Annotated in this window: 22 protein-coding genes and 1 tRNA gene; 8 read left to right on the plus strand and 15 right to left on the minus strand. The window is 67.0% G+C overall.

The window, feature by feature from the left end:
- Window positions 1-5 precede the first annotated feature (5 nt).
- On the plus strand, window positions 6-1,817 hold the full coding sequence (locus ACK4HJ_RS00365; RefSeq protein ID WP_409826662.1) for a FecR domain-containing protein: 1,812 nt from the start codon (window positions 6-8) through the stop codon (window positions 1,815-1,817).
- A 58-nt stretch (window positions 1,818-1,875) separates the two neighbouring features.
- Window positions 1,876-4,227: a CHASE2 domain-containing protein gene (locus ACK4HJ_RS00370; protein WP_409826664.1), complete on the plus strand. Its 2,352-nt coding sequence runs from the start codon at window positions 1,876-1,878 to the stop codon at window positions 4,225-4,227.
- 30 nt (window positions 4,228-4,257) lie between these two features.
- On the opposite strand, the gene ACK4HJ_RS00375 is transcribed toward ACK4HJ_RS00370, so the two are convergent.
- From ACK4HJ_RS00375 to ACK4HJ_RS00410, 8 genes are all read right to left on the minus strand, one after another.
- On the minus strand, window positions 4,258-5,172 hold the full coding sequence (locus tag ACK4HJ_RS00375) for a hypothetical protein (RefSeq protein WP_409826666.1): 915 nt from the start codon (window positions 5,170-5,172) through the stop codon (window positions 4,258-4,260).
- Window positions 5,169-6,635, minus strand: coding sequence for a glycosyltransferase (locus ACK4HJ_RS00380; RefSeq protein WP_409826668.1), 1,467 nt, complete (start codon window positions 6,633-6,635; stop codon window positions 5,169-5,171). Before ACK4HJ_RS00380 ends, ACK4HJ_RS00375 begins: the two co-directional genes overlap by 4 nt.
- Before the next feature lie 457 nt (window positions 6,636-7,092).
- Window positions 7,093-7,182: transfer RNA gene (locus ACK4HJ_RS00385), tRNA-Ser, on the minus strand.
- A gap of 65 nt (window positions 7,183-7,247) precedes the next feature.
- Window positions 7,248-8,654 carry an esterase-like activity of phytase family protein gene (locus ACK4HJ_RS00390; protein WP_409826670.1) on the minus strand — a complete coding sequence of 469 codons (1,407 nt, stop codon included), beginning with the start codon at window positions 8,652-8,654 and terminating at the stop codon, window positions 7,248-7,250.
- 221 nt (window positions 8,655-8,875) lie between these two features.
- The gene (gene mnmH, locus ACK4HJ_RS00395; protein WP_409826671.1) at window positions 8,876-9,985 is read right to left on the minus strand and encodes a tRNA 2-selenouridine(34) synthase MnmH; all 1,110 of its coding nucleotides are present in this window, start codon (window positions 9,983-9,985) and stop codon (window positions 8,876-8,878) included.
- Window positions 9,982-11,055: a selenide, water dikinase SelD gene (selD, locus tag ACK4HJ_RS00400; protein ID WP_409826673.1), complete on the minus strand. Its 1,074-nt coding sequence runs from the start codon at window positions 11,053-11,055 to the stop codon at window positions 9,982-9,984. The genes mnmH and selD overlap by 4 nt, the downstream gene beginning before the upstream one ends.
- Window positions 11,056-11,323: 268 nt before the next feature.
- On the minus strand, window positions 11,324-12,643 hold the full coding sequence (gene serS / locus ACK4HJ_RS00405) for a serine--tRNA ligase (protein ID WP_409826675.1): 1,320 nt from the start codon (window positions 12,641-12,643) through the stop codon (window positions 11,324-11,326).
- Between the two features lie 126 nt (window positions 12,644-12,769).
- A complete protein-coding gene (locus ACK4HJ_RS00410; protein ID WP_409826677.1) occupies window positions 12,770-13,714 on the minus strand; it encodes a threonine/serine dehydratase in 945 nt (314 codons plus the stop codon).
- Window positions 13,715-13,914: 200 nt separating this feature from the next.
- Between ACK4HJ_RS00410 and ACK4HJ_RS00415 the strand changes: the two genes are divergently transcribed.
- Window positions 13,915-14,637 (plus strand): HPP family protein, encoded by a 723-nt coding sequence (locus tag ACK4HJ_RS00415; RefSeq protein WP_409826678.1) that lies wholly within the window; start codon window positions 13,915-13,917, stop codon window positions 14,635-14,637.
- 109 nt (window positions 14,638-14,746) lie between these two features.
- On the opposite strand, the gene ispH is transcribed toward ACK4HJ_RS00415, so the two are convergent.
- Window positions 14,747-15,745 carry a 4-hydroxy-3-methylbut-2-enyl diphosphate reductase gene (ispH, locus tag ACK4HJ_RS00420; RefSeq protein ID WP_409826679.1) on the minus strand — a complete coding sequence of 333 codons (999 nt, stop codon included), beginning with the start codon at window positions 15,743-15,745 and terminating at the stop codon, window positions 14,747-14,749.
- Window positions 15,745-16,209 (minus strand): peptidylprolyl isomerase, encoded by a 465-nt coding sequence (locus ACK4HJ_RS00425; protein ID WP_409826681.1) that lies wholly within the window; start codon window positions 16,207-16,209, stop codon window positions 15,745-15,747. Before ACK4HJ_RS00425 ends, ispH begins: the two co-directional genes overlap by 1 nt.
- Window positions 16,210-16,299: 90 nt before the next feature.
- On the opposite strand from ACK4HJ_RS00425, the gene radC reads away from it, so the two are divergent.
- The 3 genes from radC (at window position 16,300) to ACK4HJ_RS00440 (ending at window position 19,143) form a co-directional block, all read left to right on the plus strand.
- A complete protein-coding gene (gene radC, locus ACK4HJ_RS00430; protein ID WP_409826683.1) occupies window positions 16,300-17,013 on the plus strand; it encodes a RadC family protein in 714 nt (237 codons plus the stop codon).
- Between the two features lie 30 nt (window positions 17,014-17,043).
- A complete protein-coding gene (locus tag ACK4HJ_RS00435; RefSeq protein WP_409826685.1) occupies window positions 17,044-18,240 on the plus strand; it encodes an esterase-like activity of phytase family protein in 1,197 nt (398 codons plus the stop codon).
- A 231-nt stretch (window positions 18,241-18,471) separates the two neighbouring features.
- Complete coding sequence (locus tag ACK4HJ_RS00440; protein ID WP_409826686.1) at window positions 18,472-19,143, plus strand: Smr/MutS family protein; 672 nt, start codon at window positions 18,472-18,474, stop codon at window positions 19,141-19,143.
- Between the two features lie 109 nt (window positions 19,144-19,252).
- On the opposite strand, the gene ACK4HJ_RS00445 is transcribed toward ACK4HJ_RS00440, so the two are convergent.
- The 4 genes from ACK4HJ_RS00445 to ACK4HJ_RS00460 form a co-directional block, all read right to left on the minus strand.
- Complete coding sequence (locus ACK4HJ_RS00445; RefSeq protein WP_409826687.1) at window positions 19,253-19,495, minus strand: hypothetical protein; 243 nt, start codon at window positions 19,493-19,495, stop codon at window positions 19,253-19,255.
- A gap of 6 nt (window positions 19,496-19,501) precedes the next feature.
- Window positions 19,502-19,912, minus strand: coding sequence for a GFA family protein (locus tag ACK4HJ_RS00450; protein WP_409826688.1), 411 nt, complete (start codon window positions 19,910-19,912; stop codon window positions 19,502-19,504).
- A gap of 130 nt (window positions 19,913-20,042) precedes the next feature.
- Window positions 20,043-21,134: a M48 family metalloprotease gene (locus ACK4HJ_RS00455; RefSeq protein ID WP_409826690.1), complete on the minus strand. Its 1,092-nt coding sequence runs from the start codon at window positions 21,132-21,134 to the stop codon at window positions 20,043-20,045.
- A gap of 130 nt (window positions 21,135-21,264) precedes the next feature.
- Window positions 21,265-21,864, minus strand: coding sequence for a LemA family protein (locus ACK4HJ_RS00460; protein ID WP_409826692.1), 600 nt, complete (start codon window positions 21,862-21,864; stop codon window positions 21,265-21,267).
- A gap of 300 nt (window positions 21,865-22,164) precedes the next feature.
- Here ACK4HJ_RS00460 and ACK4HJ_RS00465 point away from each other — a divergent pair, with 300 nt between their 5' ends.
- Window positions 22,165-22,611 carry a GNAT family N-acetyltransferase gene (locus tag ACK4HJ_RS00465; RefSeq protein ID WP_409826694.1) on the plus strand — a complete coding sequence of 149 codons (447 nt, stop codon included), beginning with the start codon at window positions 22,165-22,167 and terminating at the stop codon, window positions 22,609-22,611.
- A 103-nt stretch (window positions 22,612-22,714) separates the two neighbouring features.
- On the opposite strand, the gene ACK4HJ_RS00470 is transcribed toward ACK4HJ_RS00465, so the two are convergent.
- Entirely contained in the window at window positions 22,715-23,023 is a 309-nt protein-coding gene (locus ACK4HJ_RS00470; RefSeq protein ID WP_409826696.1) for a hypothetical protein, read from the minus strand.
- Window positions 23,024-23,322: 299 nt separating this feature from the next.
- On the opposite strand from ACK4HJ_RS00470, the gene ACK4HJ_RS00475 reads away from it, so the two are divergent.
- Window positions 23,323-23,616 (plus strand): hypothetical protein, encoded by a 294-nt coding sequence (locus ACK4HJ_RS00475; RefSeq protein WP_409826698.1) that lies wholly within the window; start codon window positions 23,323-23,325, stop codon window positions 23,614-23,616.
- Window positions 23,617-23,648 lie beyond the last annotated feature (32 nt).

Consider the following 23,648-nt stretch of genomic DNA (forward strand, 5'->3'; position numbering starts at 1 on the left):
TGGCAATGAACAACAACGTCCTCCCTGGCACGACCCGTCGTCCACGCACCTGCAACTTCGACGCCCCCTGGCACGGCACCTGGGTGCTGCACGCCGCTGCCGCACTTGTTTTGGGTGCGTGGGCCGGTTTGGCCTGCGGCCCGGTACACGCCAACCCCAGCGGCGGGGCCGATGCCGAGACCCAGGCCGATGAAATTGCCCACACGGTGCAGGAAGGCGACACACTGGAAGGCTTGGCGCGCACCTATCTCGCTGCCCCTCGGCAATGGCCTCTGCTCCAGGCGCGCAACAAGGTAGCCAACCCACGCCGCCTGCAGCCCGGCTCGGTTGTGTGGATTCCCGCACATCTGCAGCCTGCGGAAACCGCCACGGTGGAATTTGTTCAGGGCCCCGTCACAGCCCAGCCCCGCGCGGGAGGCACGGCGGTGCCGGTGGCACAGGGCGGCACCCTGGCAGAGGGCACGGCGCTGCAGGTGGGGGCCGACGGGTTTGTAGCGGTGCGGCTGGCCGATGGCACGGTGGTGCGCGTGCAGGCGCAATCCGAACTGCAGTTGCGTCAACTGCGCCGCCGGGGGCGCGCGGGCAGCGTGCAGTCGGTGCTGGAAATGCGCAGCGGCGAAGTGGAAACCACTGTTCCGCCCAGTGCTGAGCCTTTCCGCCGCATGGAGATCCGCACCCCTGTGGCTGTGACCAGCGTGCGCGGCACGCGCTTTCAAGTCAACACGGCCGAGTCGGGCCAGACAACGGCCTCGGTACTGAGCGGGTCGGTGGCGGTGCAGGCGCGCAGCGACGACAACGCGGCCGGGTCCGCAGCCGGCGCCTCCCACTCCGGAGCCATGCTCTCCCCCGGGCAGGGCCTGGCCGTGGCCACGGACCGCACGCTGGGCGCACCGCGCGCACTCCTGGCGGCGCCTGACACTTCCGGCATTCCGCCCGCGCTGGGCGACGCAAGCCTGCTGGCCATCAACATCCCAACCCTGCCCGGCGCCGTGCGCTACATCGCCCAGGTGGCACGGGACGCGGATTTCACGCAGGTGCTGCGCCATGGCCGCTTCGACAGTGGCCAGCTGCGCTGGAAGGCGCTGGATGACGGACGCTATTTCCTCTCGGTGCGTGGCGTGGACGACGCGGGCATCGCTGGCACACCCGCCGTGCATCCCATCGTCATCAAGACGCGGCCCGTGGCACCCCTTCACCAGCAGCCTGCGCCTGGCGCCATCATGGCCACCGGCATCGGCGAGCTGCAATGCACACAGGTGCCGGGTGTGCGGTGGTACCGCGTGCAGGTGGCGACAGATGCACAGTTCAGCGCCCCCCTGCGTGACGAGCAGCGTTTGTCTGAGTGCCGGCTCTCTCTGGCGGGCCTGCCGCCCGGCAGCTACTTCTGGCGCATGGCCAGCCTGCTGCAGGCGGCCGATGGTCAGCCAGACCAAGGGCCGTTTGCACCTGCCCAAAGCTTTACCGTAGCGGACCGCCCGGCCACGCTGTCCGCCCAGGCCCTGCAGGCCCAGGACGGCGACACCACGGTGCGCCTGCACTGGCCAGCCCAGCCCGGGCAACGGTTCCGCCTGCAGCTGGCGCCCAAGACCGACCCCGCGTTTGAGCAGATCACCCTGGACACCACGCTGGACACGCCCGAGTGGGTCGGCAGCAACCTGCCGGGGGGCGAATACCTGGTGCGCATCCAGGTGCTCGACCCCACGGGCCTGCAGAGCGACTTCTCGCCGCCCCGGCAGATCCGCGTGGGCTCCGGCATCAGCACCGGAACGGGCTTGCCGGTGTCCACTTCCAGCGGCGAGCCGGTGGTGCGGCCTTGATCAAGGACGTGCACCGCAGCGTGCCCCCAGTCACCCGGCTGCCACGGCTGACCCGGCCATGCTGAGCTTTGCCCGAGACCGGGGTCAAAGGCGAAGACTGGAATGGACGCTGCTGGCCGCTGCGCTGCTGGGGTTGGTGGCCTGGCTCAGCGCCCCTGGCAGCTTGGTCCGGACCAACCACCTGGTGCAGGACCTGGGATTGCGCCTGCTGTCACGCCCCGCGCACCCGGACATCGCCGTCGTGGCGATCGATGACCGCAGCATTGCGGCCATCGGCCGCTGGCCTTGGCGCAGGGCTCTGCATGCCGAGGTCATCCATCGCCTCTCCGCACAGAACCCGCGCGTGATCGGCATGGACGTGCTGTTCAACGAAGAAGACCTGGACTACCCCCAGGACGATGTGCTGCTGGCCGATGCCCTGCAGCGCAGTGGCCGCGTGGTGCTCCCCTTGGTGAGGCGCGGCTACGGCGCTGGGGGCGATGCCGCAGAACTGCCCTGGCCCACCTTTGCCCAAGCCGCCGCAGGGCTGGGCCATGTCCATGTGGCGCCAGATGGCGATGGTGTCGTGCGCAGCCTGTACCTGCACGAAGGGCCCGAAGATGCCGCATGGCCGCATTTCAGCCTGGCCATGCAGTGCGTGGCCGACAGGAAGTCCCCCTGTAACAGCGCCGCACCCTTGCCAGCCCCCCAGTCCGTACACGGCCAGCCTCCCCCCGCCAGCGCCGGTTGGCAGCGCATGGGGCGCACCCTCGTCCCCTTTGCGGGCGGGCCGTCGCACTTCACCACGTATTCCTACATCGATGTTCTTCGCGGCGATGTTCCGCAGGACGCCTTTCGTGGCAAGTATGTGCTGGTGGGAGCCGCAGCTTCGGGCTTGGGCGACATGTTTGCCACCCCGGTCGGCCAGCAGTCGCGGCTGATGCCCGGGGTGGAGGTGGTTTCGCACGTGCTGGACGGGCGCCTGGCTGGCGTGGACATCAAGCCGGCTTCACGGCCGCTGAATCTGGCATTCAACCTGCTTCCCGTTGCCTGTGCGCTGGTGTCACTGTTGCTGCTGGGCCCCCTGGCGGCCCTGCTGACCACGGCAGGCCTGGCAGCCGCCACGCTGGTCCTGAGCCTGGCGCTGCCGGGTGCGGCGGGCGTACAGGTTGCACCCTCGGCTGCTTTGGTGGGGTTGGCGCTGGCCTACCCGCTTTGGAGCTGGCGACGCCTGAGCGCGGCTGCCGACTTCTTGCGGCTGGAGATGGAACGTCTGCAGCAGGACGGCCTGCACATGCGGGCGCGCAAGCGGCCCGGCGATACCACCGACTTCCTGGAACGGCGCATCAACGCGGTGGAGCGCGCGTCGCGCCAGTTGCGCGAACTGCACCACTTCGTGAGCCAAAGCCTGCAGCAGCTGCCCGCCCCCACCCTGGTATGCGACGCGCAGGGGATCATCCTGCTGTCAAACCTGGCTGCGCGCATCCACGTGGCGGGCGACGCAGAAGTCTCGCTGAAGGGCCTTTCTGCGGTGGAGTTGCTGCACGACCTGGTGCACATGGGCACACACCAGCCCGTCCTCACCCACGAGGGTCTGCGCAAGGCAGACTTGCCCGATCAGGTGGAAGGCCGCGATGCCAAGGACCGCAGCCTGCTGGTGCAGTGCAAGCCCTTCACGGACCTGGCCCAGGCGGGCTGGCTCATCACGCTGGTGGACATCACCGACATGCGCCGTGCGCTGCAGCAGCGCGACCAGGCCATGCACTTCATCTCGCATGACATCCGGGCACCGAATGCCTCCATCCTGACCTTGCTGGAAATGCACCGCGCCTACCCCGACCGCATGTCCGCCGCGGAGCTGATGCAGCGCATAGAGCGCTACGCACGGACCTCGCTGGGCATGGCGGAAAACTTCGTGAAGCTGGCCAGCGCCCAGGCGCAGGAATACCGCATGGCGCCGCTGGACCTGGTGGCCGTGCTGGCTGAGACGGTGGATGACGCCTGGGCCCAGGCGCGCGATGCGGAGGTGGACATTTCCATCACACACACGCCGGACACCGCGCCCAGCCTGGGTGACCGCGCCCTGCTGTGCCGCGCGTTGGCCAACGTGCTGAACAACGCCGTCAAGTTCAGCCCTGTCGGCGGCAAGGTGCTTTGTGCCATCGCGCTACAGGGCGGCCGCTGGGTGGTGTCGGTGCGGGACCAGGGGCCAGGCATTGCGCCCGAACTGCAGGGGCAGCTGTTTGCGCCATTCCAGCGGTTGCACGACCGCAGCCATCCGTCCGTCGCAGGCATCGGGCTGGGACTGGCCCTGGTGCACACCGTGGTGCAGCGCCACGGCGGCACGCTGGAGGTGGACAGCGATGTGGGCCAAGGGGCGGAGTTCAGACTGGTACTGCCGGTGCGCGTGCGCAGCAGTACGGCCGGGTAGCCGGCACCGGGCCTTGCGCCGGCTCGGCCGTCAGAACGGCACAGTCACGCGCGCCGTGGCGCTGGTGTAGCGGTACGAGCCTGCCTGGCCCGAGAACAGGGGCGCCGCGTCACTCGCCTCCACGCCCACGAACCATTGCACCCTGTCATTGCGGCGGGCACCCAAGCCAACGGCCACACGCCAGATGGGCTCCGACGCACCGTCGATACGTTGCTGGCCCGCATCCACGCTGGCGCTCAGCACCGCAGCCTGCGCTACTGCAAAACGGGCGGACAACCCTGCCGAAACCTCGCTCAGCCGGTCGGGAGAAAAATACTCTCGGCGATAAGGGTTGGTGTTGTGATAGTTGCGGGTTTTCAGAAACAGGTTCAGCCCATAGTCTTCATTGAGCGAGTAGTTCCAGCGCGTGCGCAGAATGGGGCGGTTGTTGTCATTGGAAAACAACGCAGTCCCGGCCGCCACGCCCACGTTGAAGCGCTGGCTGAAGGCATGGTCCAGCACCAGCGCCAGGGCTGTGAAGTGCGTCCCGGTGTCAATGCCACGGACCGAGTTCACCAGGTCACGCTCCACACTCACGCCCAGGGATGTGCCGGGGCGAAGATGCTCCATGTAGTCCAGCCCCCCCACCACATAGTCGAAACCCGCCACGCGGGCGGCGCCCAGGTACGCGTCCATAGTGCGACGGTCATCGGTGCGCTGGAAGGTGCCCGCCAGCATCTGGCCACTGGCCGCCCACGCGGGCGAGGTGTAGCGCATGGCCCCGGCCCGCAGCCCCCAGCCGCTCGATGCGGTGTAGCCCACCGTCTGCTTGCTTTCGCGGAAGTCGTCCGAGTCTTCGCTGGCAAAGAAGCTGCCCGACACCGACTGCGCGTGCACCGCCGCGCCCGACAACAACCCTGCGAACGCGGTCAATGCGCCCCAAAAAATCGTCTTTCTCATCATCATTTGGTGCCCCAGTTCTTGGTTCGGCTCACGACTTCCTGGATGTAGCCCACCACGCAGGCTGGCTGCAGTACGACGCTGTAAAACAGCGCATAAAAGATGAATCCCGGCACGTTCCGGCGCACCTTCAGGCCCTGTTCGGTGAACATCTTCACCTGGATGCTGTACATCAGGTAGTTGACCAGCATGGCCAGGGGCAGCACCAGCAGCGTCATGGGCCCGGCAATCCAGTACACCCCAAACAGCGCCAGCACCAGGCCGGGGATGAAGGCAAAGGTGTAGACGAGGTCCATGTAGGGAAACAGCAGGTTCCACCAAATGAACAGCGTCGTCATGCGGGGCTTGAACAACAGCCGCCAGTGCGACTTGAACGCCTCGATGAGCCCGCGCGACCAGCGCTGGCGCTGGCGGATGAACTGCCCCCAAGTCTCCGGCGCATTGGTGAACAGGCAGGCATTCTCGGCAAACCCCACGCGGTGCCCTCGCTCCAGAATCGCCCAGGTCAGCACAATGTCCTCGCCCACCGTATGGGGCCACCCCCCCATCTCGCGCAGCAGTGCCGTGTCGTAGATGGAGAATGCACCCTGCGCCACCAAAGTGCCCTGGTACAGGCTCTGCAGCCGCTTGATGGCGGCGATGCCGTGGAAATAGTCCCACTCCTGAATGGCAGTCACCATGTTCTTGCGCGAGTTGCGCACCAGCACCGCGCCCGCCACGGCGCGCGTGTTGGCGGGGTCGCTCATGTAGCGGCCCACCAGATTGCGCAGTGCGTTCTGGTAGAGGTACGAATCGCCATCGACCGTGATCGTGAGGCGGTGCTGAACCAGCGCGAGGCCGGCGTTGAGCGCGTTGGCCTTGCCCACGTTTCGCTCCAGGTTCAACACCTGCAGCCACGGGTAGTCCAGGCCCGCCAGCTTTTGGGCGGTGGCGTCCTTGGAGCCGTCGTTGATGACCACCACCTGCAAGGGCCCTTGGTACTGCTGGCGCGCGATGCTTTCGATGGTGGAGACGATGCTGGCCTCCTCGTTGTATGCCGCCACCAGGATGGTGACTCCGGGCAGACCCGCCTCAGCGCTCTTCGCCGGCGGTCGCCTGTCCAGCAGGAGGCTCACGATAAGGAACGCATTCATGAACCCCGGCACAACGGCAATCCCGTAGATGACCAGGTGCGCCGCCGTTGCGCCGATGACCGTGCCCAAATCCCGAATCCACAGGTCGGCCGCATAAACGGCAAATCCCGCCCACGCCATCCCGGCCAGCAGTGCCAGCACAAACTTCCAGCGCACCGGGACATAGAACCCCTGCCGAGGTGCCACCCCTGTGCTCGCAGCGGATGCGGCGGCGGGAGAACGCGCAACACCCGGGTCATCGCCACGCGGCGCAGGGTGGTCCGTGGTGTCTGCGCGCGCGCGGCCATGCGCGCATTGCTGAAACGCCGTGGCGTCGATGTGGGGGTTCTGGGTCATACGAGGAAAGCGCGCACGCGCGGATCGCGCGGCAGGCCAGCGCTTCGGCAAGCTCGGGACAACGAGGGAAGGGAAGGGAAGAAAAGGGAACCAGGCACGTCGCGCCGTGCGCCCGCCTGGCAGGGGCTGCGCGCCCCGGAGATTTCAGGCAATCAACTGCATCAGTTTCGAATCTTCCCCGCAAGTGACGCCCCGGTGCTGGGCAGGCGGCCTCTCGCCGGACACGAGGGCGAACGAGAGCCTGAGACATCCCTGACACCACCGAATGGCCAGGGCACAACGCAAAACCCGCAAATTTTGCGAACCCGGGCAGCAGCCGTCAATGTGGCAAAAGTCAACAATTGTCTACCGCACCCGCGTTTCGGCGCACCCACCGCCGCAACAACAACCTGCCGTCCGAACCCAGGTCGAACAAAAGCCCTGCAATTCGCAAGAACTGCAGGGCTTTTTCAATATTTGGCGGAGAGGGTGGGATTCGAACCCACGGTAGTGTTGCCACTACGCCTGATTTCGAGTCAGGTACATTCGACCACTCTGCCACCTCTCCGCTCGAAGCCTCAGATTATAGCAAGGTTTGCGACGGGCTGGTCATGCCGGTGCCGACCGCTTCAATCAATACAACGGCGCGGCGAGCCGGACAACGTACAGCGTGTTGGCATCCACCTTGCCGTTGCCCAGCACCTTCTGGCGCACGCCGCCCTTGCCGTCGGGCTCGATGGCGAAGTCGTCGTCATTGAGAATGCCGACGCGGTTGGCGTCGATGACCCACAGGCCCTCCATCTTGTCGTGGGGGTAGGACATCTCCTTGACGGCGTCATACACCAGTGTCTTGGCCACAGGTTGAATGCCTGCTTCCGCGAGCGCGGCCCAGCCGGCGGCAAAGTTGTTGTCGGTGCCGCCGTCCTTGGCCACCTGCTCCAGCGTCTTGCCGCCCACCAGCAAACCCGCAGCAGGGTCGCGGACGATGGACGCATCGTTCAGCGGACTGGTGAGTGCATCGACATTGGTGGCCTTGGCGATGTCGATCTTGTACAGGTTCTTGCGCACCGTGCCAGTGTCGCGGCCGAAGAACTTGGTGTCGCGTTCGATCACCAGGAAGGTGGTGGCCGAGAGCGCCACGATGTCGGAGTTGGCCAGGCCCGCAGCATCCTGCTTGTAGAGGTACTGGGCGCGTGCGCCCGTTTCCAGGTGCACGGTGACGATGCGCGTGAGGTTGATGCTGCCAATGGCCGAGGTGGGGTTGTAGAGGTTGGACTGCATGATTCCCACCAGGGTCTTACCGTCGGGCGTGATGGCCAGGCCCTCCATGCCGCGGTTGGGCCAGCGGCGGGCCAGCTCGGGCGGCAGCATGCGGCCGGCGCGGTTGCGCGGGTCGGCCGCAAACGGGTTGATGCGGCCGATTTCCTTGCCGCTGGCGTCAAAGTGCACCATGTGCGGGCCGTATTCGTCGCTCACCCAGAAGCTGCCGTCCGGCAGGGCCACCAGGCCCTCGGGGTCCAGGCCGCTCTCGTCAAAGCCTGGCGCCCCACTGCCATCCGGGTCCAGCGTGACCTTGCTGCCATCCAGGTTGTAGGCCACCTCGCCCGTGGAGCCGAAGGCCGAATTGGGCAGCCCCGTGATGGACCGGCCCTTGGGGTCCTTCAGCGCGACGGTGCGCACCAGGGTGGCCTGGCCCTTGTCGTCCAGCTTGAACAAGCCGATGTGGGGCGTGAAGCCCGGCGTGGGGAAGAACTTGCCGCCGGGCAACGTGCCGGCCAGCGGGTCGGCGTTGGGTCCCCGGTCGGTGAGCGCATAGAAGTGCCCGGCCAGTGTGGGGTGCGGAGCCATGGCCGATCCAAAGCCGCCATTGCGGATGGCGGTGCGGTCGGCATTGCCCAGGGTTTGCAGCGTGCTGAAAGGCAGTGCAGCCCCTTCTTTGGACGGGTAGGCAAATCCGTCGTCGCTGCTGCCTCCGCAGGCGGTGAGGGTGAGAAGAAGAAGGCCGGTGGCCCACAGGCTGCAAGCAGAACGGAATTTCATGGCGCGCGATGCAAGGAGTGAAAGACGCGCGATCGTGCGACCTCGGCGTGACGCAGGTGTGAACGAACGACGACAAGACTTGGAACCGCTTGCGCCGAGGAAAATATGAGCAAACAGTGCCTCTAGCGCTTATCCATCAAGCGCTGGAAGCTATCTATTCAATAGCAAAACACTGGCAACTGCGGGGCGTGGCACGGTGCACCGCGCTTTTGCACGCCACTTCAAGCTACACGGCGAACTTCGCGGTCAAGCAAGTACTGCATGACAGCGGCTCGGTCGCCTTCAAACACGATGCGCAGCGCACGGCCTTGGCGCTGGTAGGCGTACATGGGGTCGTAGTAATGCTGAAGCAGGGCGGCGATCCAGTCCTGGTGCAGCGCCAAGCCCGCGCCCTGGCGCTGCTGCTGCAATGCGGCCTGCAGCGTCTGCCGCAGGCCCTGGTGCAGCGCGCCACCCAGGCGGCGCGAGAGCTTGTCCAGGCTGGCGAGCAAACGCGCCGCATGGGCCTCAAACCCTGCGTCATCACCGAGCAGGGCCGTGAACTCTGCACAAGGCTTCTCCACGTAGTCCCGCAGGATGCGCTGCACCCGGGCGTCAAACGCGTCGTGCAGGTAAACGACAGGCGCCTGCTCCAGCCGCTGGCGCAGCGGCAGCGGCACCGCGCGGCTGCCCACATGCTTGCCTTCGTCTTCCAGCACAAACCCGGCGTGGCCTTGTGCGCGCTTCTTCAAAAAGTCGATGGCCAGCTGGTTTTCAAACTGGATCTGCGTGGGCTGCGCCGTGGCCCGCGCTCCGAAGCTGGAGCCGCGGTGGTTGGCGTGGCCCTCCAGATCGATGCCGTGCGGCAGCGCAGTAATCACCTCGGTCTTGCCGGTGCCGGTGGAGCCGCTGAGCACCACAAAGCCACACTCATGCGCGGCCGCCTCCGTGGTCTCGATGAGGAAAGTGCGCAGGGCCTTGTAGCCGCCAGCGACAAGGGGGTAGGCGATGCCGGCTTCGGCCTGCAGCCACTGCTGGCTGATCTGCGAACGCAGGCCGCCGCGAAAGCAGTACAGCACGCCCTGCGGGTGGGCCCGCGCAAATGCAGCCCAGGCCTCGATGCGGCTGCGCTTGACTTCACCCGACACCAGCGCATGCCCGAGCGCTATGGCGGCCTGCTGGCCTTGCTGCTTGTAGCAGGTGCCCACCTTCTGGCGCTCTTCATCGTTCATCAACGGCATGTTCACCGCGCCGGGGAAGGCGCCCTGCGCAAACTCCACGGGTGCGCGCACATCCATCATGGGCACATCGTTCAAAAAGATGTGCCGCAGGTCGCTGAGGTTGTCGGTCATCCGCCGAACTCGACAGCCAGGGGCCGCTGAGCGACCAGCTTGCCGATGGGGTGCAGATGCAGGCCCAACGCAGCGGCAGCGGCCAGAAACTCGGCTTCGCCTTCAGGCGCCACCGCCACCAGCAGGCCGCCGCTGGTCTGAGGGTCGCACAGCAGGTGCTTGTGCGCGTCGGCCATGGGGGCAATGCGCGCTCCATAGCTGTCGAAGTTGCGCAGGGTGCCGCCGGGCACGCAGCCCTGCTGCAAGTAGTGCTCAACACCCGGCAGGCGCGGCACGGCAGCGGTGTCGATCACCGCCGTGAGCCCGCTGCCGTCGGCCATCTCCACCAGATGCCCCAGCAGGCCGAAACCGGTGACATCGGTCATCGCCGTCACGCCCGCCAGCTTGCCAAAGCGGCTGCCGGGCTGGTTCAGGGTGCACATCACGTCGCGCGCCACGCCCACGTCCTGCGGGCGCAGCAAGGCCTTCTTTTCTGCCGTGGTGAAGATGCCGATGCCCAGCGGCTTGGTGAGGTACAGCCGGCTGCCCACGGTGGCCGTGTCGTTGCGCTTCATGTGGCGCTTGTCCACCACGCCGGTCACGGCCAGGCCGAAGATGGGCTCGGGCGCGTCGATGGAATGCCCGCCGGCCAGCGGGATGCCCGCTGTATCGCACGCGGCCCGCCCGCCGCGCACCACCTCGCGGGCTACCTCGGGCGGCAGTACGTTGACCGGCCAGCCCAGGATGGCGATGGCCATCAGCGGGTCGGCGCCCATGGCGTAGATGTCGCTGATGGCGTTGGTGGCGGCAATGCGGCCAAAGTCGAAGGGGTCATCGACGATGGGCATGAAGAAGTCGGCGGTAGACACCACGCCGCGCTCGTCGTCCAACGCATACACGGCCGCATCGTCGCGCGATGCGTTGCCCACCCACAGGCGCGGGTCCAGGTGCTGGGCGCCGCTGCCCGCCAGGATCACATCGAGAACCTTGGGGCTGATCTTGCAGCCGCAGCCGGCGCCGTGGCTGTACTGGGTGAGGCGGATGGGGGCGCTGGCGGAGGCGGGCTCAGGGGTGTGATCAGAGGAGGTCATAGACGCATTGTCCCGATTCGGCACGCCGCTGGCATGGCAGCCCCGCAAAAGAAGAGGCCCTGTCCACGATGTCCGTCGCGGGCAGGGCCTGAGGCGCAGGGATCAGTGGGATGCGTCAGGCTGCGGGGGCCAGCAAGGCCATACCGCCCATGTACGCGCGGAGAACGGCCGGAACCTCGACGGTTCCGTCCGCGCGCTGCGTTTTAGTTCCGGCACGCTGCGCTTCACTTTCGCGTGGCGAAAGTGAGCCTGCACTGAAACTATCCGCTCAAGTCGGAGCAAGCTCCGACACTCCGCCCATGTACGGGCGGAGAACGGCCGGAACCTCGACGGTTCCGTCCGCACGCTGATAGTTTTCGAGCACTGCCACCAGCGTGCGCCCCACGGCCAGGCCGGAGCCATTGAGCGTGTGCAGCAGCTCGTTCTTGCCCTGGGCGTTCTTGAAGCGGGCCTGCAGGCGGCGGGCCTGGAAGGCTTCGCAGTTGCTCACCGAACTGATCTCGCGGTAGGTGTTCTGCGCGGGCAGCCACACTTCCAGGTCGTAGGTCTTGGCGGCGCCAAAGCCCATGTCGCCGGTGCACAGGCTCATCACGCGGTAGGGCAAGCCGAGCTTTTGCAGCACGGCCTCGGCGTGGCGCGTCATTTCTTCCAGCGCTTCATAGCTCTTGTCGGGGTGCACGATCTGCACCATCTCGACCTTGTCGAACTGGTGCTGGCGGATCATGCCGCGCGTGTCGCGGCCGTAGCTGCCCGCTTCGGAGCGGAAGCATGGCGTGTGGGCCGTGAGCTTGATGGGCAGGTCGGATTCGGCCACCACCATGTCGCGCACGAAGTTGGTCAGCGGCACTTCGCTGGTGGGGATGAGGTACAGCGCCGCGTTGTCGGGCACGGGTTCGCCGTCCTGGCCGCCCTTCTTGGCGGCAAAGAGGTCGCCCTCGAACTTTGGCAGCTGGCCCGTGCCCTTGAGCGAGTCGGCGTTGACGGCGTAAGGCACGTAGCACTCGGTGTAGCCGTGCTCTTGCGTCTGCACATCCAGCATGAACTGGCTCAATGCGCGATGCAGGCGGGCGATAGAGCCCTTCATCACGGTGAAGCGCGAGCCCGAAAGCTTGACGCCCATGTCGAAATCGAGACCCAGTGGGGTGCCCACGTCCACATGGTCCTTCACTTCGAAATCGAACTGGGCGGGCGTGCCCCAGCGGCGCACCTCCACGTTGCCCGCTTCGTCGCTGCCCACGGGCACGGATTCGTGCGGCAGGTTGGGCACGGCCACCAGCATGGCCAACAGCTCGGACTGGATCTGCTCCAGCCGGGCGGCGGATTGCTCCAGCTCCACCTTGCCTGCGGCCACCTGAGCCTTGACGGCCTCGGCGCCGTCCTTGTCGCCCCGGCTCATGAGCATGCCGACCTGCTTGGACAGCTGGTTGCGCTGGGCCTGCAGCTCTTCGGTGCGGGTCTGCAGCGTCTTGCGCTCGGACTCCAGGGCCTGGAAAGCGGAGACGTCCAGGAAGGCCTGGGGCTTTTTGCGGGTTTCCAGCCGCGCGATGGCGGTGTCGAGGTCTTTGCGGAGGAGAAGGATGTCAAGCATGAACAGATTTTAGGCCCCCCTGAGTCGCTTCGCGCCTTCCCCCCAGAGGGGGGACGCCCCCAGCGCGGCGGGGCGGCCCTTGCGCGGGGGCGCTGGCGTGGGCCGCGCCAGTTGCGACGCGCGCGCTCAGGCGAGGCTTGCGGGATCGAAGTTGGCGCCGCAAAGAATAAGGGCCACGGTCTCTTGCGGTTGCGGTTTGTACGCGCCGGTCTGCAAAGCGGCCAGGCCCAGCGCGGCGGCGGGCTCCACGGCCAGCTTCAGCTCTTTCCACAGCCACAGCTGGGCGGCGCGGATGGCTTCGTCGGGCAGCAGCAGCGCGTCGTGCACGTGGCGCTGGCTGACCTCCCAGCCGATGCTGCCAATGCGGCGCGCGCCCAGCGAGTCGGCGGCGATGCCGCCCACTTCCACGTCCACCGGCTGGCCTGCTGCGCGGGCGGCGTGCAGGGTAGGGGCGCGCTCGGGCTCCAGCGCGACGACGTGGGCGCGGCTCTCTACCCACGCGGCCACGCCGGCGATGAGGCCGCCACCGCCCACGCTGACAAGCACCGTGTCGGGCAGGCAGCCGCCTTGCTCTTCGATCTCGGCGGCCAGGGTGCCGGCGCCAGCCACCACCTCGGGCTGGTCGTAGGCGTGGGCCTGCAGCGCGCCGGTGGACTTCTGGCGGGCCACGCAGGCTTCATATGCCTGGGAGTAGGCGGCGCCGGTGACGACCACCTCAGCGCCCAGCGAACGCAGGCGGGCGCGCTTGGCCTCGGGCGAGACCTCTGGCACGAACACCTCGCAGCGCACGCCAAGCGCCTGAGCCGCCGCTGCCACGGCGATGCCGGCGTTGCCGCCGGAGGCGATGATCACGCCGCTGTCGGGCACGGGGTTGGCCAGCAGGCGGTACAGCATGCCACGCGCCTTGAAGCTGCCGCCCACCTGCAGGTGCTCCAGCTTCATCCAGACCTCCGCGCAGTCCACCCCCAGCGCGGTGCCCGGCACCCGCATCAGAGGCGTGGTGCGCAAAAAACGGGGTTGGCGGTCGCGGATGTGGCGGCGGGCGGCGGCGATGGCGGCGCGGTCAATCATGCGGGGCTCCAGGGGCAATAAAGGCAAAGTGGAGCAGTGTAGGGCCCGCGCATGCAACGCGGGCAGGCACATCCAGGTCCGCCGACACATGCGGACACAAGCGCGCACTGCAGCCCTGGCGCCCGGGTGCCGATAACATGGACAGTGCTGCCCGCCGCCCAGGAGACGCACACCCCCGGGGGCATCTGCAGGAGGAAACCATGTTCTTTGTCTTCGGCCCTTCTGGCCAGATGTACCGGGGCGGCCCGGAAAACCTGGCCCGCATCTCGGCGGTGCGCAATGTGCAGCGGCCCCAGGCGCTGCGCACCCGCTCGCTGGACGTGGCGGGCGTGCCTGCGCCGCCCTTCCCTGCGCCCGGCGACGCTGCGGCCCCCAACGACGCCACCAGCGCGCCCCCCGCCGTGGTCAACCTGCGCATGCAGGACGCCGTGAGCGCCTACGCCCAGACCGAACAAGGCCCGCAGGCCGCCCGCCAGCCGCTGACCCGGGTCAGCGACGTGATGACCACCACGGCGCTGAGCGTGCAGCCCGATGTGCGCGTGAACGACGCCTGGCAGACGCTGGCCGAGAACAGGGTGGCGCAGGCGCCAGTGGTGGACGCACTGGGCCGCGTGATCGGCCTGCTGCTGCGCGCGGACATGGCGCCGCTGGACCTGCTGCCCGAGCCCGGCGCCGTCAAGCAGGCCATCGACCTGGCCCGGCGCCCCGTGTCGGATGTGATGGTGAGTCCCGTGCCCACCGTGGCAGCGGACACTGAACTGCGCCGCGTGGCCGCCGTGTTGCTGAGCACAGGCCTGCCGGGCCTGCCGGTGACGGATGAGGCGGGGGTGCTGTCGGGCTTCATCTCGCGCACGGACATCCTGCGCGCGGTGGCGGCCGACCCGCCGCTGGACCTGTGGAGCGGGCCGGCGGCGGCGCTGTAGGCCACCGCGTCAGCCGCCTTTTGCCATGATTTTTATATAAAAATGGCCCCTAGCGCTTATGCAGCAAGCGCTAGCATCTATCAATAAATGAGCGTTGTCGAATGGGCATTCAGCCCCGCGCAGGCCCCGTCTCGGGTGTGCGCTCGGTGATCTCCAGGCCCGTGGCCGCGTCGATCTTCAGGCCCTTGGGCAGGGGGAACTTGATGGTTTCCTCGATGCCGTCCATCTTGCGCACCGACACCGCGCCCAGCGCCTTGATGCGGTCGGTCACAGCGCGTACCAGCACCTCGGGCGCGGAGGCGCCGGCCGTCAGGCCCACACGGGTGACGCCCTCGAACCACTCGGTGCGCAGCTCCTCTGCCGAGTCCACCATGTAGGCCCGGGTGCCCAGCCGCCCAGCCAGCTCGCGCAGGCGGTTGCTGTTGGAGCTGGTGGGGCTGCCCACCACGATGACCAAGTCCACCTGCGGGGCCAGCAGCTTCACGGCGTCCTGGCGGTTCTGGGTGGCGTAGCAGATATCCTGCTGCTTGGGCTCGCGCACCTGCGGAAAGCGCGCGCGCACGGCGGCCGTGATCTCGGCGGCGTCGTCCACGCTCAGCGTGGTCTGCGTGACCACGGCCAGCTTGGCCGTCTGCGCGGGCTGCACGCGGGCCACGTCTTCCACGTCTTCCACCAGATGGATTCCGTGGTCGAGCTGGCCCATGGTGCCTTCCACCTCGGGGTGGCCCTTGTGGCCGATCATGATGAATTCGTAGCCTTCTTTGGCGAGCTTGGCCACCTCCACATGCACCTTGCTCACCAGCGGGCAGGTGGCGTCAAAGATGCTGAATCCGCGCGCCTCGGCCTCTTGCTGCACCGCCTTGCTCACGCCGTGGGCGCTGAAGACCAGCGTGGCCCCGGGCGGCACGTCGGCCAGCTCTTCGATGAAGATGGCGCCCTTGGCCTTGAGGTCGTTGACAACGTAGGTGTTGTGCACGATTTCGTGGCGCACATAGATGGGGGCGCCGAACTTCTGGATGGCGCGCTCCACGATCTCGATGGCGCGGTCCACGCCGGCGCAAAAGCCGCGCGGCTCGGCCAGCAAAATCTCCTGGGGGCTTTGCTGCATCACAGCACCCCGATGAGTTCGACTTCAAACGTCACCGGCTGCCCGGCCAGCGGGTGGTTGAAGTCGAACAGCACGGCGCCGTCTTCCCGCACCTGCATCACCGCGCCGGCATAGCTGCCCTGCCCGTCGGGCGTGGGGAACTGCACCACGTCGCCCGGGCTGTACTTTTCATGCGGGTCGCCCAGCTCGTTCATCAGCTTGCGGGCCACCCACTGCTGCATGTCGGGGTTGCGCTCGCCAAAGGCCTCGCCCGCAGGCAGCTCGAAGGTGGTGCGCGTACCCTCGGCCAGGCCCAGCAGTCGCTGCTCCATGGCGGGCGACAGCTCGCCTGCGCCCAGGGACAAGGTAGCGGGCTTGTCGTTGAAGGTGTTGATCACATCGCCTGCGGGGCCGGCCAGGCGGTAGTGCAAGGTGAGGAAGGAGCCCGGCTGAACAGTGGGCAAAGCGGCGGCAGAAGTAGTCATGACGGTCCCGATAAACTCCCGCGATTGTAGAAAACCGGGCAAAGCCCTACCCGCGCCGCCGCTGCTGGTGCGTCCCCCACCCCTTGCTCCATGGCCATCAAAGACCTGCCCGCCGACGCCCAGCCCCGAGAAAAACTGCTGGCCCGCGGCCCCGCCGCGCTGGCCGATGCCGAGCTGCTGGCCATCCTGCTGCGCACGGGCATCGTGGGCAAGGGCGTGCTGCAGATGGCACAGGAGCTGCTGGACCCGCCCACGCTGGACGCCACCAGCGGCAAAGTGAGCGGTGGCTTCGGTGGCATTGCCGGCCTGCTGCACACCAGCGCCGCCGACCTCACACGCATCAAGGGCCTGGGCCCCGCCAAGCGCGCCGAGCTGGTGGCCGTGCTGGAACTGGCCCGCCGCGCCCTGGCCCAGCAGCTGCGCGAACGCGAGGTGTTCGACTCGCCCGAGGCCGTCAAGCACTACCTTCAGCTGCACCTGTCGGCCAAGGGGCACGAGGTGTTTGCCGTGCTCTTCCTGGACGCACAGAACCGCCTGGTGGCCATGGAAGAGCTGTTTCGCGGCACCCTCACCCAGACCAGCGTGTATCCGCGCGAGGTGGTATTGCGCGCCCTGCACCACCAGGCCGCCGCCGTGGTGCTGGCCCACAACCACCCCAGCGGCAGCGTGCAGCCCAGCCGCGCCGATGAGGCACTGACCCAGACCCTCAAGACCACGCTGGCCCTGGTGGACGTGCGCGTGCTGGACCACGTGATCGTGGCGCCGGGCCAGGCGCTGTCGATGGCCGAGAAAGGCATGGTCTAGGCTCATCCTCTGCTTTCACCATTTCTGCCCATGCGCCTGTTCACCCTATCCCGGCTTCGCCTGCCTCTTGCTGCTGCCCTGCTAACGGCATCCGCGCTGCTGCCCGCCTGCACGGCCCCCGCCGCGTCACCGTTGACTCAGCACGCAGCGCCTGCGGCCTGCGCCGCGCCACCGTGTCTGCGCCTGATCGGGCACGCCGCGCTGGAGCACAAGTGGCTCTATGGCGGCACCACGGTGGGTGGTCTCTCGGGCATTGACTACGACGCCGAAAGCGGCCAGTACCTGCTGCTGTCCGACGACCGGTCGGCCCTGGACCCTGCGCGCTTCTACACCGCGCGCATCCGCTACACCGCCACGCAGCTGGCGCCGCCGGAATTCACGGGCGTGGTCGGCGTGCGCAATGCCGCAGGCCAGCCCTATGCGCCCAGCCGCCGTGCCGTGGAAGGCGTGGACGTGCCCGACCCGGAGGCCGTGCGCTGGCTGCCCTGTGCGCGCAGCTTCTTGTGGACCAGCGAGGGCGACTTTTCCCGCGGCTTTGGCCCCGCGCTGCGCAGCGCGCGGGTGGCGGACGGAGCGCTGCTGCGCGACTACGCCCTGCCCGCCACGTTTACACCCCGCCCCGCTGCCCGCACCGGCCCGCGCGACAACGCCACGCTGGAGGGCCTGGCGCTGTCGCCCGACAGGCGCACCGCCTGGCTGGCCATGGAAGGCCCCTGGCTGCAGGACGGCCCGCGCGCCACGCCCGCCAGCGGCGGCGCCCCGGTGCGCATCACCGCCATCGACGTGGACAGCGGCCGCGCGCTGCGCCAAGTTGCCTACCCGCCTGACCCTGTGCCGCACAAAAGCCCCATGCCCGGCGGCTACACCACCAACGGCGTGAGTGAGATCCTGGCCGACGGCGACAACCACCTGCTGGTGCTGGAGCGGGCCTACACGCTGGGTGTGGGCAACTCGGTGCGGCTGTACCGCATCCGCCTGGACAGCGGCAGCGACACACTGGGCCTTGCGGCGCTGGCGCCCGACAACCACACGCCTGTGGCCAAGGTGCTGGTGGCTGACTTCGCGCAGCTGGGCCTGCCGCACGTGGACAACCTCGAAGGCATGACCTGGGGCCCGCGCCTGCCCGCTGCGGAAGGCGGCGGGCGCGTGCTGGTGTTTGTGAGCGACGACAACTTCAACCCCGCGCAGAGCACCCAGTTCATCGCAACGGAATATCTGGTGCCCTGAGAAGGCGTGAACGAACCCGCCATGCCCGCTCATCCCGCCAAAACGCACCCGCTCGTCGTTACAAGTGCTCGCCATAGCCCGCGCCATGGCTGCGCTTTGTGCCTAGATCGGGCGTGTTTTGGCGGCCTGCTCGGGCACGCCGGATTCATTCACACCTTCTGAGTCTCTGAGTCCGCCGGCAAAGCCCTTTGCGGAGGGCGGTGCGGCGGTTGGGGTACAACCGTCCCTTCCATGAGCGCGTTCCAAGCCCGATCCCTGCAAGACCTGCACACCCTGCGCAAGGCGCTGGCGGACCGAGCCGCGCGCGAAGCCCGGCTGCAGCAGGAGCGCGCCGAGGCCGAGCGCCGCGCCCGGGCCGAGCAGAACCTGTTCCAGACCTCGGTGGGCCCCGTGCAGGCCCTGAAAGGCCAGCACGACCGCCGCTGGCACACGCCCCAGCCGCCCGAGCCCCTGCCCGTGCAGCACTGGCTGGACGAAGAGCGCGTACTGCGCGAAGCCATCAGCGACGAGTTCGACGTGTCCACCCTGCTGGACGTGGACGACCAACTCAGCTTTCGGCGCCCCGGCATCGGACGCGACGTGACGCACAAGCTGCGCGCGGGCCACTGGAGCATTCAACGCCAGTTGGACCTGCACGGCCTGCGCACCGACGAGGCGCGCGAGGCGCTGGGCAACTTCATCCGCCTGGCCCACCGCACCGGTCTGCGCTGCGTGCGCGTGGTGCACGGAAAGGGCCTGGGCTCCCCCGGCAAGACGCCCGTGCTCAAGGGCCGGGTGCAGCGCTGGCTGGTGCAGAAGAAGGAAGTGCTGGCCTTTGTGCAGGCGCGCCCCGCAGACGGCGGCGCGGGCGCGCTGGTGGTGCTGCTGCAACCCGGACGCCGACGGCTGGGCGGTGGCGCGTAAATATTGAGCCCAATTGCCACCTAACGCTTATCCATAAAGCGCTAGCAGCTATAAAAATAGAAGCGAACCGCGTTTGCCAGCCTGCCCACAGGTTCCAGACCCGGCCGTCTCACCCGATGCGGTGCACGTCCCCGTTGTGCGGCGAGGCGCTTTCGTGAAACAGGTCTTCCAGAAACTGGGCCAGTTCATCCTCGGCCACGAAGTCGGGGATGACAAAACCCGCGGGCGTACGCTTGCCGTCCATGCCTACGCGGTAGGCCTGCCACAGCGCGCCCTCGCGCCGCACCTCGACGATGCGGCCAAAAACGTTGAAGCGGGAGTGCGCGGGTGATGCTGGGTGGGCGGAAGTCATGTCACTCTATCCCTCGGCTTGCTGCGGGTAACCGTCGCAGATGATCACCCAGCCCGCCTTGGATGCCACGTGGATGTGCTTCTGAGGAGGCGAGGTGTACGGCGTATCCAGCGTGCCCAGCGGCACGGCCACCCAATCCGCATGCGCGGCGCTGCTGTGCCACAGCAGCGGCGAGCCGCACACCGAGCAGAACTGCCGGGTGACGTGGGGCGACGAAGGGTAGCTGCGCACTTGCGACTGGCCTTGCACAAATCGGTGGTGCTCGCGCCGCACGGTGGCATAGCTGCCGAAAGCGGCGCCATGCGCCTTGCGGCACATGGAGCAGTGGCAGTGCGACGCAGCTTGCAGCGGCGCCGTGACCTCGTAGCGCACGGCGCCACACAAGCAGCTGCCCTGGTGAAGTACAGCGGACGTCATGGCTCGTCCACGGCGTTCAGCGCTGACCGCAGCGACCGTGCCTGAGGATGAAATCGGGCATCACGGGCCATGGAGACCTCCTTGAAAGGCGTCCACTATGCCACCGCACGCTACCGCAATCAAAAACCACCTACATGTGCCGCGCGAAGGGGTCCACCAGGGACGCAATGGTTGCACCGGCAGGCAAGCCCGCGCTCTCAGGCCGCCAGGCAGGCTCGGGCGCGGCGGCCACGGGCTCGACGTTGATGGGCTGCATGCTGCGGCCGTAGAGGCGGCGCACGCGCTCTTCCAGCGGCGGGTGCGAGTCCAGGCGGCGCTCCAGACGGCCCACGCCTTCGACGTCCACCAGCAGCATGTGCTGCACCGAGGGGTGGTTCAGCCCCGTGTGGCTGTGCTGCTCGTACCCCGGCGGCGTGTTGCGGCGCTGGGCCATCACCTTGCGCAGCACGCCGCCCAGGCCGTCGCGGCTGCGCGTCCATTGCACGGCGCGGGCGTCGGCCAGATGCTCGCGCTGGCGCGACACAGCGGCCTTGAGCAGGCGGCCCGTAAGCCACCCCGCAAACCCCGCCACCATGATGGCCGAGCCAAACCACCAGGCCAGGCCACGGCGCTCGCGCATCGAATCGCCAAAGTTGTAGACCAGCTCCAGGCCAAACACCATGCCGGCCAGTTGCATCTTCAGGCGCGTGTCGCCCTCATGGATGTGGCTCAGCTCGTGCGCCACCATGCCCTGCATTTCTTCGCGGTTCAGGTAGTCAAGCGCGCCCTGGGTGACGGCCACCACGGCGTCGCTCTGATCCCACCCGGCGGCAAACGCGTTGATGGCATCGGTGCGCGGCAGCACCATGACTTCGGGGCGCGGCATGTGGGCGGCGATGCACAGCTCGTCCACGATGTTGGACAGCCGCTGCTCGGCATGCGACAGCGAGGGCCGCAGTTCGCGCGCACCCACACGCTTGGCCAGCTTGACGCCGCCCGCGCGCAGGTTGGACGTTTCCACCCACCAGCCGCCCAGCACCAGCATCAGCGATACGCCCACATTGGCGGCCAGAAACCCGGCCGGAAACGGCAGCCGCACGGGTAGCAGCACGGCCATGAGCCACCAGGCCACCACCAGCGCCAGGTGCACCGCCGCCACCAGCACAACCACCGAAATCGCAAAGCCCAGCAGCAAACGGCGCGTCTCGCTGCGCGCGTCCGCCTGGTGGTCCCAGAATTTCATGGCACCCCTCTCTTCTCTCTTGTTTTTAGACAGTCACCGCGCGCGGACCGGCACCAGCAAGCCGGCGCTCTTGTCGAGCCGCATGCGCCGGCTCACGGCGTACGCCGCCCTCCAAGCCAAGGCACAGTTATCAAGGAGAAAACCGGACCTGCGGTGCCGCGCGCTCTTCTTCGCTGCGCGTCGATTCGAGCATGGGCACGGTGGGAAAGCCCATCAGGCGCGCCACGATGAGGTCGGGAAACTGCGCGGCCTTGTCGTTGAACTCCAGCGCCTGGTCGTTGTAGGCCTGGCGCGCAAAGCCCAGGCGGTTTTCGGTGCTGGTGAGTTCTTCGGACAGCGACTGCATGGTGGCGTCGGCCTTGAGGTCTGGATACGCCTCGGCCACCACCATCAGCCGACCCAAGGCACCGCCCAGAGCGCCTTCGGCCGCCGCCAGCGCGCCCAGCGCGTTGGCACTGGCGGGCGCTGCGCGCGCGGCACCCGCAGCGTTGACGGCCTGGCCGCGGGCCTTGATCACGGCCTCCAGCGTGGCGGCCTCGTGCGCCAGATAGCCCTTGGCCACCTCCACCAGGTTGGGAATCAGGTCGTAGCGGCGCTTGAGCTGCACATCAATCTGCCCAAAGGCATTGGCAATGCGGTTGCGCAACTGCACCAGCCGGTTGTAGACCGCAATGGCCCACAGCACCACCGCCACAGCAAACCCCAGAACAATCCACGCGGTTGCAGACATATCCCACCTCCTCCGTTGTTGAATTTGATAATGGGCGCATCTTAGCGAGACGGGGGCGCACACCGGCCGATATATTTTTCAGGGTAGGGGTTTAAGCGAAAAGTGCTCATAGCGCTTACCGACAAAGCGCAAACAGCTATCAATGTAATAGCAACTTCTGCACATTTCGGTATTGATCTCCGGGCCGTGCTGCACCATGAACACCTGCATCTGGCATTCTCAATCACGGGCCGCAAACAGCCAGAAGCTGCGTTTCAGAAGATGAATTGATGCGCTTGTATGGCGCTACCGAGCGGAAAAATGCAAATCCGAGAGCTTGATCAGCCTGACCTTCAAGAGTTGCTTGCGCTTTACGCGGATCAGCACGAGGTTGATGATCCGGTGCCGACTTTGGCAATTGCCGAATCTGTCTGGAAAGAACTTCTATCCAGCCCACATTTCCGATACTTCGGAGTCATCCTGGATGGACAGCTTGTCGCGAGCTGCAACCTCACAGTCATTCCCAACCTCACTCGGGCATGCAGACCCTACGGTCTCATCGAGAACGTCGTCACGCATAGGGCATATCGAAACAGAGGTCTCGGCAAGGCGTTACTTGCCAGGGCTGTGAAAATCGCGTGGGAACATAATTGCTACAAGGTCATGCTGATGACTGGACGCAAGGATGAGGCCACACTGCGCTTCTATACGTCTGCTGGGTTCGACCCAGAAGGCAAGCAAGCATTCATTGCCAAGCCCTCGGCCTAAACTCTGCCGAGGTCGTGCCTCCCGTGTGCTGACAGACTGTTATCGCAGTGCACCGGTGCCCGCTACGGGCCCAAAGCGGACCTCCTGGTAGGCCTTCCCACCATCATTGATGGCGCTGGGGTTCAGCTTGATTCAGCCATTCGGGGTAAGCATCGTTCTCCGCATAAAAGATGCACAGCGCTACGCGTTGCTCAGCTGACAGGCCTTGCAGCTCACCAATGACTTCATCTATAGCTACGCCGACTTCAAGAAAGTACTCATATCCCTCAGCCAACGCCGCAGCGGGTATGCGGCCGTCATCGCCTAACGGAACTAGCCTCGCCTCAGCTTCAGCTGTCCAAGGCCGACGTGCGACTATGCAAAGTTCGTCGTCGAAGCTATTGAGGCTAGCGATGATCTGGGTGAGTTGCACGATGAATCCTAGTAACGCAGAAACCGCATGTGCTCAATGTCCGCTTCTGGCCGAATTCTGCCCTACGAGCGCCGGGAACGGATGTCGGCGACCTCAGCCGGCAGAGTGATCAGATCGAAATGACTCCGTGTTCAGGTGTGTAGGGAATACGCAGCTGCGCCATCGCGCGCCACGCACACAACGGGTTGTGAAGCCCCCGCCCGCCCACGGACTGCGCAGTCACAGCGCGCTGTCTGACGCCCCCGCGGTGACTGCGCCCCCATGCTCAGGGCTCAACCCAGACACCAAGGAGCGGCCCCATGCTGAAACGATTCTTTGATGCCTCCACGATCTACCAGCGCCGCGCACAGCGCTGCCTGGACGATGCGCGCATGGCCGCGCTGGAGCATGAGACCGCTGCGGAGTACCACGCGGCGCTGGGAAAGATGTACCGCAACCGGGCCCTGCGGCTGGAGCGGGGACTGGCGCCCACCCCTGCGGCGAGCGAACTGCTGGAAGAAGCATCGACGCCGCCCCGCGTGTCGGCGTTGCGGCGAGGCGACGTGGGCAGCGGGCAACCGTTTCTGTCGCAAGCGGGGATGGCCACGGGCTGAAGGCGCAGCGTGCAACAGGCGGCAGTGCACCC

The sequence above is a fragment of the Acidovorax sp. genome, from assembly GCF_046294525.1.
GTDB lineage: Bacteria > Pseudomonadota > Gammaproteobacteria > Burkholderiales > Burkholderiaceae_C > Acidovorax.

What these genes read in the sequence shown, in the direction of transcription:
- radC (WP_409826683.1), top strand. Translation starts at nt 16,300, where the DNA reads ATGGCCATCAAAGACCTGCCCGCCGACGCCCAGCCCCGAGAAAAACTG.
- ACK4HJ_RS00450 (WP_409826688.1), bottom strand. Translation starts at nt 19,912, where the DNA reads ATGACGTCCGCTGTACTTCACCAGGGCAGCTGCTTGTGTGGCGCCGTG.
- ACK4HJ_RS00370 (WP_409826664.1), top strand. Translation starts at nt 1,876, where the DNA reads ATGCTGAGCTTTGCCCGAGACCGGGGTCAAAGGCGAAGACTGGAATGG.
- ACK4HJ_RS00435 (WP_409826685.1), top strand. Translation starts at nt 17,044, where the DNA reads ATGCGCCTGTTCACCCTATCCCGGCTTCGCCTGCCTCTTGCTGCTGCC.
- selD (WP_409826673.1), bottom strand. Translation starts at nt 11,055, where the DNA reads ATGACCTCCTCTGATCACACCCCTGAGCCCGCCTCCGCCAGCGCCCCC.
- ACK4HJ_RS00415 (WP_409826678.1), top strand. Translation starts at nt 13,915, where the DNA reads ATGTTCTTTGTCTTCGGCCCTTCTGGCCAGATGTACCGGGGCGGCCCG.
- ACK4HJ_RS00475 (WP_409826698.1), top strand. Translation starts at nt 23,323, where the DNA reads ATGCTGAAACGATTCTTTGATGCCTCCACGATCTACCAGCGCCGCGCA.
- ACK4HJ_RS00425 (WP_409826681.1), bottom strand. Translation starts at nt 16,209, where the DNA reads ATGACTACTTCTGCCGCCGCTTTGCCCACTGTTCAGCCGGGCTCCTTC.
- ACK4HJ_RS00410 (WP_409826677.1), bottom strand. Translation starts at nt 13,714, where the DNA reads ATGATTGACCGCGCCGCCATCGCCGCCGCCCGCCGCCACATCCGCGAC.
- ispH (WP_409826679.1), bottom strand. Translation starts at nt 15,745, where the DNA reads ATGCAGCAAAGCCCCCAGGAGATTTTGCTGGCCGAGCCGCGCGGCTTT.
- serS (WP_409826675.1), bottom strand. Translation starts at nt 12,643, where the DNA reads ATGCTTGACATCCTTCTCCTCCGCAAAGACCTCGACACCGCCATCGCG.
- ACK4HJ_RS00455 (WP_409826690.1), bottom strand. Translation starts at nt 21,134, where the DNA reads ATGAAATTCTGGGACCACCAGGCGGACGCGCGCAGCGAGACGCGCCGT.
- ACK4HJ_RS00390 (WP_409826670.1), bottom strand. Translation starts at nt 8,654, where the DNA reads ATGAAATTCCGTTCTGCTTGCAGCCTGTGGGCCACCGGCCTTCTTCTT.
- ACK4HJ_RS00440 (WP_409826686.1), top strand. Translation starts at nt 18,472, where the DNA reads ATGAGCGCGTTCCAAGCCCGATCCCTGCAAGACCTGCACACCCTGCGC.
- mnmH (WP_409826671.1), bottom strand. Translation starts at nt 9,985, where the DNA reads ATGACCGACAACCTCAGCGACCTGCGGCACATCTTTTTGAACGATGTG.
- ACK4HJ_RS00375 (WP_409826666.1), bottom strand. Translation starts at nt 5,172, where the DNA reads ATGATGATGAGAAAGACGATTTTTTGGGGCGCATTGACCGCGTTCGCA.
- ACK4HJ_RS00380 (WP_409826668.1), bottom strand. Translation starts at nt 6,635, where the DNA reads ATGACCCAGAACCCCCACATCGACGCCACGGCGTTTCAGCAATGCGCG.
- ACK4HJ_RS00365 (WP_409826662.1), top strand. Translation starts at nt 6, where the DNA reads ATGAACAACAACGTCCTCCCTGGCACGACCCGTCGTCCACGCACCTGC.
- ACK4HJ_RS00445 (WP_409826687.1), bottom strand. Translation starts at nt 19,495, where the DNA reads ATGACTTCCGCCCACCCAGCATCACCCGCGCACTCCCGCTTCAACGTT.
- ACK4HJ_RS00465 (WP_409826694.1), top strand. Translation starts at nt 22,165, where the DNA reads ATGCAAATCCGAGAGCTTGATCAGCCTGACCTTCAAGAGTTGCTTGCG.
- ACK4HJ_RS00460 (WP_409826692.1), bottom strand. Translation starts at nt 21,864, where the DNA reads ATGTCTGCAACCGCGTGGATTGTTCTGGGGTTTGCTGTGGCGGTGGTG.